General features: G+C 35.2%; 10 protein-coding genes and 1 pseudogene. 7 read left to right on the top strand and 4 right to left on the bottom strand.

Annotated features, from left to right (window positions below):
* Window positions 1–309 precede the first annotated feature (309 nt).
* Entirely contained in the window at window positions 310–2,190 is a 1,881-nt protein-coding gene (locus ACFIKG_RS01260) for an AsmA family protein (protein ID WP_375651591.1), read from the top strand.
* A gap of 313 nt (window positions 2,191–2,503) precedes the next feature.
* Here the strand turns inward: ACFIKG_RS01260 and ACFIKG_RS01255 are convergent, their stop codons facing one another.
* Window positions 2,504–2,647, bottom strand: a complete 144-nt coding sequence (locus ACFIKG_RS01255) for a hypothetical protein (protein WP_012754785.1) — start codon at window positions 2,645–2,647, stop codon at window positions 2,504–2,506.
* 235 nt (window positions 2,648–2,882) lie between these two features.
* Between ACFIKG_RS01255 and ACFIKG_RS01250 the strand changes: the two genes are divergently transcribed.
* Both ACFIKG_RS01250 and ACFIKG_RS01245 read left to right on the top strand, forming a co-directional pair.
* Window positions 2,883–3,626, top strand: coding sequence for a 16S rRNA (uracil(1498)-N(3))-methyltransferase (locus ACFIKG_RS01250; RefSeq protein ID WP_375625159.1), 744 nt, complete (start codon window positions 2,883–2,885; stop codon window positions 3,624–3,626).
* A 68-nt stretch (window positions 3,627–3,694) separates the two neighbouring features.
* A complete protein-coding gene (locus ACFIKG_RS01245) occupies window positions 3,695–5,068 on the top strand; it encodes a glutamate--cysteine ligase (RefSeq protein WP_375651590.1) in 1,374 nt (457 codons plus the stop codon).
* A 2,107-nt stretch (window positions 5,069–7,175) separates the two neighbouring features.
* Here the strand turns inward: ACFIKG_RS01245 and ACFIKG_RS01240 are convergent.
* Window positions 7,176–8,259: pseudogene (locus ACFIKG_RS01240) on the bottom strand (type ISP restriction/modification enzyme); the annotation flags it as partial.
* Between the two features lie 820 nt (window positions 8,260–9,079).
* Here ACFIKG_RS01240 and ACFIKG_RS01235 point away from each other — a divergent pair.
* On the top strand, window positions 9,080–10,435 hold the full coding sequence (locus ACFIKG_RS01235) for an L-cystine transporter (protein ID WP_375625656.1): 1,356 nt from the start codon (window positions 9,080–9,082) through the stop codon (window positions 10,433–10,435).
* Window positions 10,436–10,442: 7 nt separating this feature from the next.
* Here the strand turns inward: ACFIKG_RS01235 and ACFIKG_RS01230 are convergent, their stop codons facing one another.
* The gene (locus tag ACFIKG_RS01230) at window positions 10,443–11,321 is read right to left on the bottom strand and encodes a methyltransferase (RefSeq protein WP_375625658.1); all 879 of its coding nucleotides are present in this window, start codon (window positions 11,319–11,321) and stop codon (window positions 10,443–10,445) included.
* Between the two features lie 197 nt (window positions 11,322–11,518).
* Between ACFIKG_RS01230 and ACFIKG_RS01225 the strand changes: the two genes are divergently transcribed.
* Window positions 11,519–12,304: a ComF family protein gene (locus ACFIKG_RS01225; RefSeq protein WP_375625155.1), complete on the top strand. Its 786-nt coding sequence runs from the start codon at window positions 11,519–11,521 to the stop codon at window positions 12,302–12,304.
* Window positions 12,305–12,351: 47 nt separating this feature from the next.
* Entirely contained in the window at window positions 12,352–12,606 is a 255-nt protein-coding gene (grxC, locus tag ACFIKG_RS01220; RefSeq protein ID WP_273787883.1) for a glutaredoxin 3, read from the top strand.
* Between the two features lie 20 nt (window positions 12,607–12,626).
* Here grxC and ubiG read toward each other — a convergent pair whose 3' ends face one another.
* Complete coding sequence (gene ubiG, locus ACFIKG_RS01215) at window positions 12,627–13,370, bottom strand: bifunctional 2-polyprenyl-6-hydroxyphenol methylase/3-demethylubiquinol 3-O-methyltransferase UbiG (protein ID WP_375625154.1); 744 nt, start codon at window positions 13,368–13,370, stop codon at window positions 12,627–12,629.
* A gap of 189 nt (window positions 13,371–13,559) precedes the next feature.
* Here ubiG and ACFIKG_RS01210 point away from each other — a divergent pair, with 189 nt between their 5' ends.
* Window positions 13,560–14,816, top strand: a complete 1,257-nt coding sequence (locus ACFIKG_RS01210; RefSeq protein WP_375625153.1) for an aspartate kinase — start codon at window positions 13,560–13,562, stop codon at window positions 14,814–14,816.
* The last annotated feature ends 40 nt before the right edge of the window (window positions 14,817–14,856 follow it).

Raw genomic sequence — 14,856 nt, 5'->3', positions numbered from 1 at the left:
GATCCTTTCGGTAAGGCTGTTTGTTTTTTTGTAAAGCATTTTCTAATAATACGATAGAGTTTTATAGCAATATTCATATGAGAACAGTAAGAATGGTTTTATAATGTTGTGGATTTATAGTTTTGAAGATTTTTAAATAATTGCTTTATAAAGAAGCAGCAACATTGCTGTTTGAATAAATTTTGGATAAAGAACAAAAATAATTAAGATACAAAGTGGATATAGTGAATTATAGGGTTATAAAAACTTTTTTTGATCATTTAAGTTTGTTTTTAATCTGTTATAGGGGGATAAATATAGAGGGATATTGTGCGCATCAGAATAATAAAATTTTTGAGCGGAATTTTTATTACAATTATCTTTTTATTTGGAGTGGGGATTCTCGTTTTACCTTATCTTATCTCTACAGATGCGATTCGCATTCGTTTAGCGCAGGATTTGAGTGCATGGACTGGTTACAATGTGCAATTGCGTGATCCACCGCGGTTACATCTTTTTCCTTATCCTAAAGCATTTCTTTCTGGTGTTACTTTAACATCTAAAATGGATGATGTTGGGCCATTAATGGAAGCTGAATCAATAGAAGTTGATCTTTCTGTCGTCGATCTTCTTTGGGGACATGTTTCTTTTTCAGAGACGCGGATTATGCGTCCTCAATTTGTTATGGAAAAGCCTGTTAAAACAATAGCAGATTTTTTTGATCGGTTTTCTCGCTCACAAGGTGCATTAGGGTTGGCAATACGCAATAAGCGTGAAATATTAAAACATAATCCTGAACATCCAGAAATAGAGCACCTTTTAAAACAACCTTTTGGGCGGATTGTCATTAAAAATGGTGTTCTTGTGTATCACGATAGTTTTTCAGGATTAGCAGAAAAAATAACAGGATTAAATGCGACTTTAGATTGGCCGGAATCGACTCAGGAAGTACGGTTACGTGCAGATGCGCGTTGGCGCGGAGAATTTACAAAGTTATCAATTGATGCTTCTCAAGCATTGCTGCTTCTTGCAGGAGGAAAAAGTCATATTAGGGCAAGTCTCAATTCTGTACGTGGGGGAATAACTTTTACAGGAAAGGCTCGGTTATCTGAATATTATATTTTTGACGGAAAAGTATCGATGCGTTCTCCGGGATGGAATCAGACATTATCTTGGGTTGGTGGAAATCAGTTTTGGGGACATAAATTTAAAATACCCATTGTATGGGAATCTCATTTTTTAGCGCAGCCAATGCATATTCAAATGAACAATGTTACATTTACGATGGGGAAAGCAAATGCGCGAGGAGCTTTAAAACTCGATTTTCAAGATTATGTACCAAATGTTATGGGTTCGTTAGCCTTTGATAACCTAGATCTTAGCCTCTTGGGTTCAATGTTTTTTTCAGGTAAAAAGAAAAATTCCTTCTTTGATATGACAATTTTTCATCGTATTGGCGTGGATATACGACTTTCTGCGCCACAAGCTAAAATAGGAAATATTTCACTCACAAATTTAGCTGCTGCAATACAAATAAGAAATGGGCATGGTATTTTTGATCTTGGACATGCGAATATTTTTGGTGGATCCGTGCAAAGTAATATTGAAGTTACGCCAGCTGGACAGAAAGTGCGTATTGGAGGAAATATTTCAGGTGCTTCTATTGATATGCAGGAGACTTTAGAAACCTTGGGATTTATTCCATTTATACAAAGCAAAACGAATTTTACTGCAACGGTACGAACACTTGCTGATTCTTGGCGAGAAATTTTTACAAAAATGCAGGGTGAATTAACACTGAAAATGTCTTCTGGTCGGCTCTTAGGGTATGATTTGAACGAATTACAAACAAGACTTTTAAATAAACAACAATTTCTTTTAATGACTAATGATACTTTTTCAACAACATTTGATCACTGGGATATTCAGACAAGCTTTTCAGAAGGTATGATGAAGGTGACAGAGTCATTAATGCGTACAGCAGACTTGAGCTTATCCATTCAAGGAAGCGTTGCAACTGCTATCGCGCAAGGGAAGCAGAATGAATTGATATTACAGGCACAACTACGCAAAAACTATAGATCAGAAACTTTATGTAAAGATGTCCAATGTCTCGCTAATAGCCTTGCATGGCCTTTTACATTTTCTCTAAGCTCTAAAGGACAAAATCATGGTAACTTTTGGGTTACAAAAGACATTGACGCAGATTGAGAATTGTTTTTTATCTATATAACATTCTATCTTATAATGGTAATCCATCTTTTTGTAACTTAAAATTGTCTTTTAAATTTAAATCAGAGGTCTCACTATCGGAAGATTTTCTCATTTTAAATCCGTTCGTGATGAAGCAGTAAAAATCGTTCTCTCTGTCATAAGTGTGGTTGATACAGATAAATGATTAAAGAGAGAAATAAAAATCCTTCTTATGGAATCTTTCAAATACAAGAAATTCATAATATTGATGCAAGTTCTTAGAAAAGTTTCTAAAAAACATTAAATTTTTAAGAGGGATGTCGGCCAGTGCTTACTGAATCCCAGAAGAAATACCATAGCCATCTTTGGTAATTGTATGCTTCCCATCTGCTCCAACAGAACCAATTCCCACTGTAATCAAAATAAAGGCTAAGAGGGTTGTAATCGTAATAATTGTAGCTTTTTTAGCAGACATATTTTTCCTCCACGGATGCATCAATGACTGAATGCAAAGATGAATGGTGCATTATTTAAACTTTTATGAAAGTAGAATCACTTAAGGATCTATAAGTTCCTGTTATTATCTCATAAAGCTAAAAAAACTCTATAATTCTTTAATATATTATAGTTCTATAGATATAATTTTTTCTTTTTGCTATATATTTTTCTTTATTTTCTCGATGACGATAGTGAGCATTGGCAAAATTTTCATGCGCATAAATTATAAACTTAAAAGATTATTTATACGACAGACATTGGCTCTGAATGAAGAAATAAAGATAGAGGGGGCACAAGCTTCTTATCTTGTGCATGTTTTGCGTATGAAAGAAGGAGCAGAAATTTTACTTTTTAATGGACAGGATGGTGAGTGGCTTGCTAAACTTATCATTGTTAAGAAAAAATTTGTTGTGGTTCAGCTTATCCATCAAGAAAGATTACAAACGACGCATTCCAGTCTTATCTATTGTTTTGCTCCACTCAAAAACGCGCGGTTGGATTATATGGTGCAGAAAGCTGTTGAAATGGGGGTATCGGTTTTGCAGCCTGTTATAACGCATCATACGCAGGTTACGCGTATCAATATGGCGCGTATGGAAGCCAATGTTATTGAAGCTTCTGAACAGTGTGGTATTTTATCTCTCCCTGAATGCGTATCTGCTCTATCATTAGCAGAACTTTTAGCACGATGGGATGAGACACAGCCTTTATTCTTTTGTGATGAAGAGCATAAATCGCATAATCCATTACCTTCTTTTAAAAAGCGTGACGTTACAACACCTGGTATTCTTATTGGACCGGAAGGTGGCTTTAGTGAAGAAGAGCGGAGCTTTTTAAAAAAACATCCTTTTGTGGTTCCAATATCATTAGGTCCGCGTATTTTACGCGCTGACACTGCCGCTGTTGCTGCTTTGGCTCTTCTTAATGCTACCGTGGGGGATTGGGCAATGGATTGAGAAATCTGTAAAATCATTCTAAACAATTCATTTAAGATGATGATACCAATGATAGGATACGATAAGTTATGGCGCTTGATATAACTGATGAAAGTGAAATTTATAACTTAGATTCCTTGGTTAGTTATTTCCAAGGGGGGTATAAAGCAGAAGATGATTGGCGTATTGGTACAGAACATGAAAAATTTCCGTTTTATAAAGATGGTTTTCACCCTGTTCCATATGAAGGAGAGAGGGGAATCCGAGCGCTTTTAGAGAGGATGCAAAGTGCCTTAGGATGGAAACCTATTTTAGATGACGAGAATATTATTGGGCTCGTAGGATCAGTTAATCAGGGAGCCATTTCTTTGGAACCTGGAGGACAATTTGAATTATCTGGTGCACCATTAAAATCAGTAGGACATACATATCACGAGTTGATGGAGCATTTAACTCTTCTCAAAAAAATTGCAGAACCATTGGGTATAGGTTTTCTAGGTCTTGGAGCTAGTCCAAAGTGGACTTTAGCTGAAACGCCACGAATGCCTAAATCACGTTACCAGATTATGACTGATTATATGCCTAAAGTGGGATATAATGGTCTTAATATGATGTATCGCACATCAACAGTTCAGGTTAATCTTGATTTTTCATCTGAAAGTGATATGCGGCGAAAAATGCAAGTATCCATGAAGTTACAGTCCATTGCAACAGCATTATTTGCAAGTTCACCTTTTACAGAAGGACGCCCAAATGGCTTTTTGTCGTGGCGTTCTGAAATTTGGCGTAATACGGATAATCAGAGGACAGGCGTTCTTCCCTTTATATTTTCTGAGCGTTTTGGTTTTGCTGATTATGTTGAATGGGCTCTTGATGTTCCAATGTATTTTGTTGTGCGTGATGGTCGTTATTATGATTGTACACATATAACGTTTCGTCAGTTTATGAATGGAGCATTAAAAGGACACGTTGCAAATTCAATTCCAAACATGGGAGATTGGATTAATCACTTATCGACGTTATTTCCTGAAGTCCGCTTAAAAAGATTTTTAGAAATGAGAGGAGCTGATTGCGGTTCTTGGAAGCGCATTTGTGCGTTGTCGGCTTTTTGGGTCGGGCTTCTTTATGATAGGGAAGCACTTAATGAGGCAGAAGCTTTGACAAAAGATTGGTGTTTTGAAGAAGTTTTAGATGTGCGCCAACGCGTTCCTAAAGAAGGGTTAAGAACTCCTTTTCGTCAAACTATTCTTTTAGAGTTAGCACGACAAGCTCTTGCTATTGCCCGCAAAGGCTTAAAAAATCGCAAACAGTATGATACCAATGGTTTTGATGAAACAAGTTTTCTTAATCCTTTAGAAGAGGTTGTTGCAATGGGACAAACAGATGCTGAAAAATTTTTGTCTCATTACTATTCTATTTGGAATGAATCTGTAGAACCGTTATTTTTAGAATGTGCCTATTAAATTTGAAGAAAAGAGACTTCCTACTTTTTTAAAAATGCATATCATCGTGGTGGCTCATTCACTCATTTGCTCTAGAGAGCTTATCCTGCCTTGCTTTTAACATTTCTCATAAAGGGTACAATACAAAAATCTCTTAGGCAGTGTGATTTTTATACTCAATTATATCACGATATTTCCGTAATCTTAATGCTGTACCTTTGTGCTAAAGATAGCTCATAAAAGATATACTTAAGCTTATTATAAAACATTTTTATTCACGTGGCTCATCCCACTTATGAATAGGTTTGAAAATAATATTTTTCACTTTTAAAAGGGATAAAAAAATATAATTTGCGTTTAAAGGAGGAAATATACCAAAAATCATTTTTAATGGATAATTTCTTGAAATTATGTTGCTAATATGAATATTTCTTTATGTCTTATTATTCTCACTCCATGTATTTGATTATATTATAGCAATATGTGTTATTCTTTTGTTACAAGAGTAAAGTATGGAATAAAAATAAAAAATTTCAGTTTTTGCAGAGACGGGCAACGAAAACTTTTTTGTTAGCTAAACATATCTAGTGCGTTTAAATTTTTCTTCTTCCGTTTTTTAGTAGCCAGATCTCCTGAGGCTTCTTATACCTTTTGTACCATTATACGATATAGTTATACAGTCATCATGAAGGCAATAGATGTATTTTTAAAACAGATAGGAAAATTACAGGGGATCATTCACTTTAGTATATCCAAGTGATATTAATACAGCAAACAAAACGATCAATAGAGCAGATAAAACAATAAATGTTACGGTACGTTTCATGAGTGATTTAACTCCTTATCTTCGATAAATAGGTCGGTATTGAATACGGGGCTATTACGACGGTTGATATCATTTAATTTGGTTATATCAATGGTATATGTGATATTTTTGTTGGTATTGTGTTTCAAATTATATTGAATGATATGTAGATTACGAGTGGCGTTGCATTTCCCATAAAAGGGTATTGTATGGCATAGCTACACCCGACAAAGTACTCATATACTAACAAAAACATAAAAGACAGTCAGTATTTTAAAGGTATGGAAAATGCTTTTTCGTAACATATCCGCTAATATATATATTATTTATATGATGCAATACATATTTATTATCAATAAAATTTTTATATTTTAAATATATTGTGTATTAAATATTATTTATATAATTATTAATTTATTATTTTTTATTGTATATTTTAAATCTATATTATGGTATTCATTAAATGAATGCGTTATTTTCTTATATACAACATTAATAATATTTGTAAACGCTATCATCATGTGTATTTTTAGCTTTATAACGTATCAGTTTTTTACTAAATGTTTTTAATGATTTTTGTGGATTTTGTTGATAAGGGTTTCTAATTTGAACAACTTTAATAGGCACTGCGCTCTTTGTAACCAACGCGTTCATTTGCATTGTGATTATGAAAACCTGTTTTTTCACGTATGCTCTATAGCTATTATATTTTTTATAGTCGTGGCATCATTTTTCATTTTCATAACATAAATAATAAAGATGATAATGCGCTTTATTGCCTGTTATAAAGACATCTAAAGAGAGACTGATAATTATAGAGGTCAGAAAACTCCCTTTTAATAGACTTTTGTCGTTTTTCTGTCAGTAAATTGAACCGACAAAATAGATCATTTTAGTGAGTGATTAAATATATCTTATGATAAGCATGTGATCCTTTAAAGCCATTTCAAAAGATAGGTTTTAGTCATAAAAAATGCTATTAAGACCATTATGGTTATTAGTTTTGAGGTTCTTGAAGATTTTGAGGATTTTAGACACCTTCAAAATCTATAAGTAAAATGAATACATATAGCTCTTTTTCAACAGAGCTTTTGAAAACAATAAAGCTATCATTTTAGATTATGATATAATCTTTTAAAAGCAATCCAAATAACAGTGTCTAAAAGTGCAAAGCCTTGTCTTTAGAATAACACATATAAACTATCCTTTTAAGATTGTAGGTAATAAACTTAATAAGATGGTTAAAGTTATAGACTGCCTTTTTAAAGCAATACACAAGAGATCTTTATGAGGTGTGTTAACCTCATAAGTCTATTCGGTTTCTCACACTTCTAATTTTGGTAGTTTTTTAACAATTTTCATTGTTTCTAAACTTATAGTATGATCCTTTGAAACAACTCTAATGGATAAGCAGGGTTACTAATGGTTCCAATAGCATAGCGATTGGCATCATTAACGATGCCACTCTTTTTATCTATCTTTACACATTGACGCTCCATAACCCATTCAAGAGTGGGGTTGCCATTAACGATATACTCATAAGCTTCAAGAGGGATGTTTTTCATGATGATATTGCTGTTGTAAATAACAGTAGATTTATCCTTTTTAAAGGTCACAAGATAAGGCTCCACACTTTCATAATTTATGTGCAAGTGATCAAACTCACACTCTGTTGTCCACAATATCCTGAAATCTTCAGCGCTTTTTACACAGGGGATACGAGGCAATTCTTTGCATAAATTATGAGCATAGCGAGTACGGTAATCTTTTGAATGCAATAATCCGTAAGTTTAATAGAATAGATCATCTTTAGTTATGGTCTCACTAGGATAAGCAGCTTAAAATGCGTTAATCCTTTATCAGTGATGGCATCACGCCTCTGTAAACCAGATGTTTTTCTTTCCTTTATTGAATTTGTAAACAAATGGGATTGTTTCTCATCATGATCAGTTATAGAAGATTCAACATTTTTATAAAGATACTGTGGAAAGCATTGGCCTGTATCTATTGCATCTAGATTAGGTAAATTCTTAGCTATCAACACAGAAAAACAGCTTCGTGCTCCTATGCTTGTAATTTCTATGACTCTATTTTCTACTGCTTGCCCCATAGGGAATACATGTGGTATCTGATCAACTCCGTCATTTAAGATACGATTATAATAAAGTCATAGTCGTGTAAAAGGACGATACGAACTTTGCGTGAGACATATCTCTTCAAATTCAAAAACCCTTCCTCTGATTAGTTCTTGCTTAACATTATAACTACAACTTATCTTTTTTACATCTAAAGTGATAAAATTATCTACGGTACGTGCACGTGTTGTTCGATCAGCATATAGATAGGTATCATTAAAACATTTTACTGCACTATTATAAAAAGCAATCATATTATTTATATTTTCTGCCCAAGCTCCGCCCTCCAATGTTGTGATAGCTCTTGAATTAAGACGTTTCATAAGAAGTATTTCTACTCCTTTCTTATACATTTTTTATTTACACGCCAGCCCTGCTTGTGACGTGCAAGCAAGTGATTTTGATTGATTCAAGATAAACAGGTTTGAAATAAGAGAATCTTACGTTATTCGGGACTCTCATTTAATATGCAAAACAGTAAATTATTTTTATAAATCAATATTTTGTCATTCAATAGGTATTGTGGCGTTCAAAGTCTTTTTTATGACTATAAAAAGAATTTCGAAAAATAAAAAAGCTTTCATTGAGAGCAAAGAAAGAATGTATGAAAGGTCTTTTCAATAAAATAATTATATTTGAAATGCTGGTCAAAGCTGTTGAGAGTACAGTCCATAAAATTAGCAAAAGTAGCTTGTTGGTGTATTTTCTAGAAAAGTCATGAATGTTCGATTGTTAATTCATCCTTTCTTGGAAAGCTCGCTTCAGTTCAAATAGAAAAAGAGAGAGGTAAGGATATTGATAGGATAAGATATGCTGGAATTATTCAGTATTAAGACGCAATGAATGTTGTTTATATTTCTCTTTTTTAACTATTTTATGAGAGCGTAAATTTAAAGAATAGGAAAATAATTTTATTTATTTTATTTAAACAGTTATTAGTAGATAAAAAGTTCTCTTTTAATCGATAAATTAAAAAAATAATGATTTTGTAAAATCCTGGTAAGCTTTATGTTAATTTTAAATATCATGCATTGATTTTGAATTATGCAGATTATTGACGTCAATCATAACAATAGTAAGTGAGCATAGACAATGACATTTAATTTTTTCGTCAATTTATTTCTATTTGTTATTTTTTTATTGTTGGTTTCTCAAAGTAAGAGAATGCAATGGAGTCTTTCACTACGTGTTATGCTAGGGCTTATCCTTGGCTTGATTTTTGGAAGTGTTTTGCAGTTTGTTTATGGAGAGGGTGAAAGCACTTTATTGAAATCCGTTGAATGGTTTAACATTGTTGGTGAGGGCTATATCTTATTGTTGCAAATGATTGTTATGCCACTGGTTTTTATCTCTATCGTTTCAGCAGTTGCTCATTTACATTCTGTTTATGCTGTTGGAAAGATGAGTATAATAACAATTTCAATATTGCTTTTTACAACGGCTCTTTCAGCATTGGTTGGTGTGCTTGTGGTTAATTTTTTTGGATTAACAACTGATGGTTTGGTGCATGAAGGGCAAAATGTTTCTGCTCTTCTTGAAGGTCATATTTCTAAACTTGGAGATATGAATATACCAAAGATGATTTTGTCTATGATTCCTAAAAATCCATTTGCTGAGTTGAGTGGAGCCAAACGTACGTCAATTATCAGTGTTGTTATTTTTGCCTCATTTTTAGGTGCAGCGGTTCTTCTTTTAAAGAAAGATGAGCCAGAAAAAGGAGAAAAAGCGCTTTTATTTATTCAAGTGGGACAAGCTTGGATTATGCGGTTAGTCCGTATTGTGATTGCTTTGACGCCTTATGGTATTTTTGCACTTATGACGAAAGTAGGAGGAACATCGCGTATTGCAGATATTTTAAATTTACTGGTTTTTATCATTGCATCTTATGTCGGTATTATTTTAATTTTTGGAATTCATGGTGTATTGCTTGGTATTTCTGGGGTTAATCCCTTTCGTTTTTTCAAAAAGGTTTTACCGGTTTTAACATTTGCTTTTAGCAGTCGTTCAAGTGCTGCAAGTATTCCTTTAAATATTGAAGCGCAAACACAGTGGATAGGTGTACCACAACCCATTGCGAGTTTTGCAGCTTCTTTTGGGGCAACAATTGGACAAAATGGTTGTGCTGGTCTTTATCCAGCGATGCTTGCGACCATGATTGCACCGTCTATGGGTATTAATCCTCTTGATCCTACTTGGATTGCTACGCTTATTGGGGTCGTGACGTTGAGTTCTATTGGTGTTGCTGGTGTGGGGGGAGGCGCTATTTTCGCTGCATTGATTGTGTTACCAATTATGGGGCTTCCTGTTACTTTGGTTGCTGTACTTATCTCTATCGAACCGCTAATTGATATGGGACGTACTGCTCTAAACGTGAGCGATTCAATGATAGCTGGAACGGTTACCAGTCAAATATTACGGACAACAGATAAAAGTATTTTTAAAAAATAATTTTAGATTATATTTTTTTGGGCTGTAAAACATCTGTAAGAGATATTTGCGCTGAACCAGGTTGTAGGGGTTTTTGTTGATGGGGATGAGGAGCCCAACCAGAGAGCCAGATGAAAGAAAAATGTGCACGAATACGTCCATCAGGATCACTAAATCGTTGTGCATAGATTTCAGCTGCGCGGAGAAAAAAACGTTTAGATACAGGGCGTCGTGAACGATTGATGAGTGCATTTTGCATTCCCATAGCTTTAAGATCGTGCATAAGGTCAAACATTGTATTATAACGTATTGTGATATCTTCAACGTCTGCTACAGGCAGAGCAAAGCCCACACGCTGTAAAAGAGCGCCTGCATCACGAATGTCGGCAAAAGGATAGATTCTAGGGCTTGCTCCACCATAAATTTCACTTTCAGCTTGCAGCAGGCTTTCCCGCAATTCTCTTAATGTACCAGCTCCTGCCATAACAGCAAGAAATAAGCCATCTGGTTTAAGGGTATTTTTTATCTGGCTTAGAACACCAGGGGTATCATTGGTCAATTGTAATGAAAGAAGTGAAATAATAAGGTCACAGTAACTTTGAGGTAAATCAAGAAATTCTCGATGACGTAAATGAAATTTTTTATCATGGCTTTGGTAAAGCGTATCGGTCTCAATACGTTCTATAGAACAAACTTTTCCAGATTTCATTAAAGCTTGCGCAGCAAGGTCTGTATGGCTGTGTAAATCGAGAGCTAATGTAAAGAGGCGATCAACAGTGCTAAGACGTTTATAGAGATCTTCTGCCATGTGAGAGAGTAAAAAGTCGTATCCTTTTTTTGCTTTTTGAAAGGCACGTTTTCGGAATTGTTCAATGCGGTTATGATCAAAAATTAAAGGATGCGACATATTGTGGAACACTTTCGATCTATGGAAGAATATATTTTGAAAAGGTTCATTATTTGTGCAAGCTCTGTCAAGTTTATAATATAAAAGAAAAATAAATTTATAGAAGGTAAGAGTTTTTAAAGGAATTAAAATTATAAATTGAGGAAATACAAAGGAACTTTTGTTCTGAGGGAAACTTGTAAAAGCCTAAATTTATAATGTTGTATTTTCGAGAAGCGGCGTTAAGTAGTGGGGATATACTAAGTAAGTTCATTGAACGCTTGAAAACTGTGCTTTATCCACCAATTTGTCCTGGATGTAAGCAAAATGTTTCTACTTATGGCACGATTTGCTCCGAATGTTGGAAAGACCTTCAATTTATCACGAAACCTTATTGTCCTGTTATGGGGACTCCCTTTGTTTGTGATATGGGGGATGGTTTTCTTAGTGGTGAAGCACTCCGTAATACTCATCCTTTTTCACGTGTTCGCTCAGTCATTGTTCATAAAGGGCTTGCACGAACTTTAGTAACGCGCTTAAAATATGGTGATCATATAGAATTGGCATCATTTATGGCCAATTGGATGATGTTTGCTGGACGCGAGGTTATTGATGATTGTGATGTTATTATTCCCATTCCATTGCATTTTCGTCGTTTTTGGGAGAGGCGTTATAATCAATCTGCTGAGCTTGCACGTTATATTGCGGCATCACAAAAAAAGCTTTTAAAACCGAGTTGGCTTGTTCGTTGCCGGCATACCCGTCCGCAGGTTAGTCTTTCTTCAAGAGAGAGAAAACTTAACGTAAAAAATGCTTTTAAGGTTTCGCATAAGGTTAAAAAATATCTCAAAGGATGTTCTGTTTTGCTGATTGATGATGTATTTACAACGGGTGCAACAGTTACAGCAGCAGCTGCTGCATTAAAATATGCAGGTGCACGGCAGGTTGATGTGCTAACATTTTCGCGTGTTCTCAAAGAAGATTCTATTTTTCCCTCCTCGTAAGAGGAATTTAAAGTGAATATTATTAAAAAATATTGGAGGATAATACTATGAAAGAGATAATAATTTATACACGCCCTAACTGCCCTTATTGCACAAAAGCACGTGATTTGCTTAATAAAAAAGGCGTAAAGTATACAGATATTGATGCTTCCACATCCCTTCGCCAAGAAATGGTACAGCGTGCAAATGGACGTAATACATTTCCACAAATTTTTATAGGTGATTATCACGTTGGCGGTTGTGATGATCTTTATGCTTTAGAGGCTGAGGGAAAGCTCAATTCTTTATTACAAGGCGTATAATATTTGTAAATTACATATCCTTAAGACCGTTTTGCGAGAAGGAGATAGTTAACGCTCATGTCTTTTGAGCGATTCCAGCTGTCATTTAATGGGTTATAAGTAATACCTATCTCATCAATGACAGTCAGAGCGTTTTTTGATAAGAAATTTTTAAGTTCTAGAGGTTTTAGGAATTTTTTATAATCATGTGTTCCTTTAGGAAGCCAACGTAGAATATATTCAGCACCTACAATAGCAAGCCCCCATGATTTCCACGTGCGGTTGAGTGTTGAGACAAACATTAACCCTTGTGGTTTCAACATTTTTGCTGTAGCTGCTATGAAGAGATTAACATCAGCGACATGTTCAACAACTTCCATATTAAGGATAATATCAAACTTTTCTCCTTCATTGGCAAGAGCTTCTGCTGTCATCGTGCGGTAATCAATGGAAAGATCATTTTGAGCTGCATGGGTTTTTGCGACTTCAATATTTGTTTGTGCAGCATCAACGCCTACGACCATAGCGCCAAGACGTGCCATTGGTTCAGATAACAAGCCTCCTCCACAGCCAATATCAAGAATTTTCAAATTGTCAAAGGGCGTAAATGAACAAGGGTCACGATTAAACTCTAAACAAATTTTTTCTCTGATGTAAGCAAGGCGCGTTGGGTTAAATTGGTGAAGAGGTCGAAATTTTCCTTGTGGATTCCACCATTCTGTAGCAATACGTGAAAAATGATCAATTTCACTTTGATCAATAGTTGTTTGTGTTTCATCTATCATGTTGCCTGCCTTTTATTTTTAATGATCAAGTCCAGTAGATTTTATACAAAGTCAAGAGAAATTAATATAATCATAATGAAACTTGCACAAATGATAGATATTCGCTATGTCGAGAAAATGGTTAGTTGATACAGCATCTAATTCTCATTACCGTTTGAGATAAGAGATGTAAAGGTAAGAGTGTTATTAATGGCGCGCATTGTCATGAAATTCGGTGGAACATCTGTAGCAAATATTGAATGTATTCATAATGTTGCACGGCATGTCAAAAGAGAGATTGATGCAGGCAATGAGGTTGCAGTTGTCGTATCTGCGATGGCTGGTAAAACCAATGAGCTTGTTCAGTGGACGTGTGATGCTTCCTCCAAGCATAGAGATGCTCGTGAATATGATGTTGTGGTTGCTTCTGGTGAACAGGTTACTTCAGGTTTGTTGGCTTTGACACTTCAAGAAATGGGTGTGAATGCACGTTCATGGCTTGGTTGGCAAATTCCCATTCATACAGACAATGCGCATGGACGTGCACGTATTACTGATATTGATGGATCTTTTTTAATCGAGTGTTTTCAGGAAGGTCAGGTTGCTGTTATTGCTGGTTTTCAAGGGTTAGCTCCAGATAACCGGATTTCTACCTTAGGGCGTGGGGGATCAGATACAAGTGCTGTTGCTATAGCCGCGGCTGTACAAGCTGATCGCTGTGATATTTATACGGATGTAGATGGTGTTTATACAACGGATCCACGTATAGAACCGAAAGCGCGTCGTTTACCGAAAGTAGCTTTTGAAGAAATGCTGGAAATGGCTTCTCTTGGTGCAAAGGTTTTACAGGTTCGTTCTGTTGAATTGGCAATGGTTCATAAGGTTCGTACCTTTGTGCGTTCAAGTTTTGAGGATCCTGATGCGTTAGGCATGGAGGATCCAAAGAGTTCTTCTGGAACACTTATTTGCGATGAGGATGAAATCGTGGAACAACAAAATGTTACTGGTATTGCTTTTGCTAAGGATGAAGCGCAAATTTCCCTTCGTCGGCTTGCCGATCGTCCAGGGATTTCGGCAGCAATTTTTGGTCCCTTGGCTGAAGAGCGCATTAATGTTGATATGATTGTGCAAAATATTTCTGAAGATGGCTCAAAAACGGATATGACTTTTACTGTACCATCATCAGATGTAGAAAAAGCTGTTGCACTTCTTGAGAAGAATCGCAAAGAAATTGGATTTGATGTTCTCCAATTTGAAAGTGATCTTGCCAAGGTATCTGTGATTGGTATTGGAATGCGTAGCCATGCAGGTGTTGCCGCTACAGCATTTAAGGCTTTGGCTGAAAAGGGTATTAACATTCAAGCAATTACGACCTCAGAAATTAAAATTTCTATTTTGATTGATAGTGCTTACACTGAACTTGCGGTTAGAACATTACATGCTGTTTATGCACTTGATAAGGGATAAGCATTTTTTAGTTTCAATAACATAAAGCTTTAATATATAT

Source organism: Bartonella sp. LB28NMGDW (genome assembly GCF_042194435.1).
In the GTDB taxonomy this organism is placed as follows: Bacteria; Pseudomonadota; Alphaproteobacteria; order Rhizobiales; family Rhizobiaceae; genus Bartonella; species Bartonella grahamii.
The sequence above is the reverse complement of the archived record's forward strand: the minus strand, read 5'-3'. Positions and strand labels throughout refer to the sequence as shown.

Bases quoted from the DNA above. Each gene is read 5' to 3' on its own strand.
- ACFIKG_RS01255 (WP_012754785.1), bottom strand. From the start codon at position 2,647: ATGTCTGCTAAAAAAGCTACAATTATTACGATTACAACCCTCTTAGCC.
- ACFIKG_RS01210 (WP_375625153.1), top strand. From the start codon at position 13,560: ATGGCGCGCATTGTCATGAAATTCGGTGGAACATCTGTAGCAAATATT.
- grxC (WP_273787883.1), top strand. From the start codon at position 12,352: ATGAAAGAGATAATAATTTATACACGCCCTAACTGCCCTTATTGCACA.
- ACFIKG_RS01225 (WP_375625155.1), top strand. From the start codon at position 11,519: ATGTTGTATTTTCGAGAAGCGGCGTTAAGTAGTGGGGATATACTAAGT.
- ACFIKG_RS01235 (WP_375625656.1), top strand. From the start codon at position 9,080: ATGACATTTAATTTTTTCGTCAATTTATTTCTATTTGTTATTTTTTTA.
- ACFIKG_RS01230 (WP_375625658.1), bottom strand. From the start codon at position 11,321: ATGTCGCATCCTTTAATTTTTGATCATAACCGCATTGAACAATTCCGA.
- ACFIKG_RS01245 (WP_375651590.1), top strand. From the start codon at position 3,695: ATGGCGCTTGATATAACTGATGAAAGTGAAATTTATAACTTAGATTCC.
- ACFIKG_RS01250 (WP_375625159.1), top strand. From the start codon at position 2,883: ATGCGCATAAATTATAAACTTAAAAGATTATTTATACGACAGACATTG.
- ubiG (WP_375625154.1), bottom strand. From the start codon at position 13,370: ATGATAGATGAAACACAAACAACTATTGATCAAAGTGAAATTGATCAT.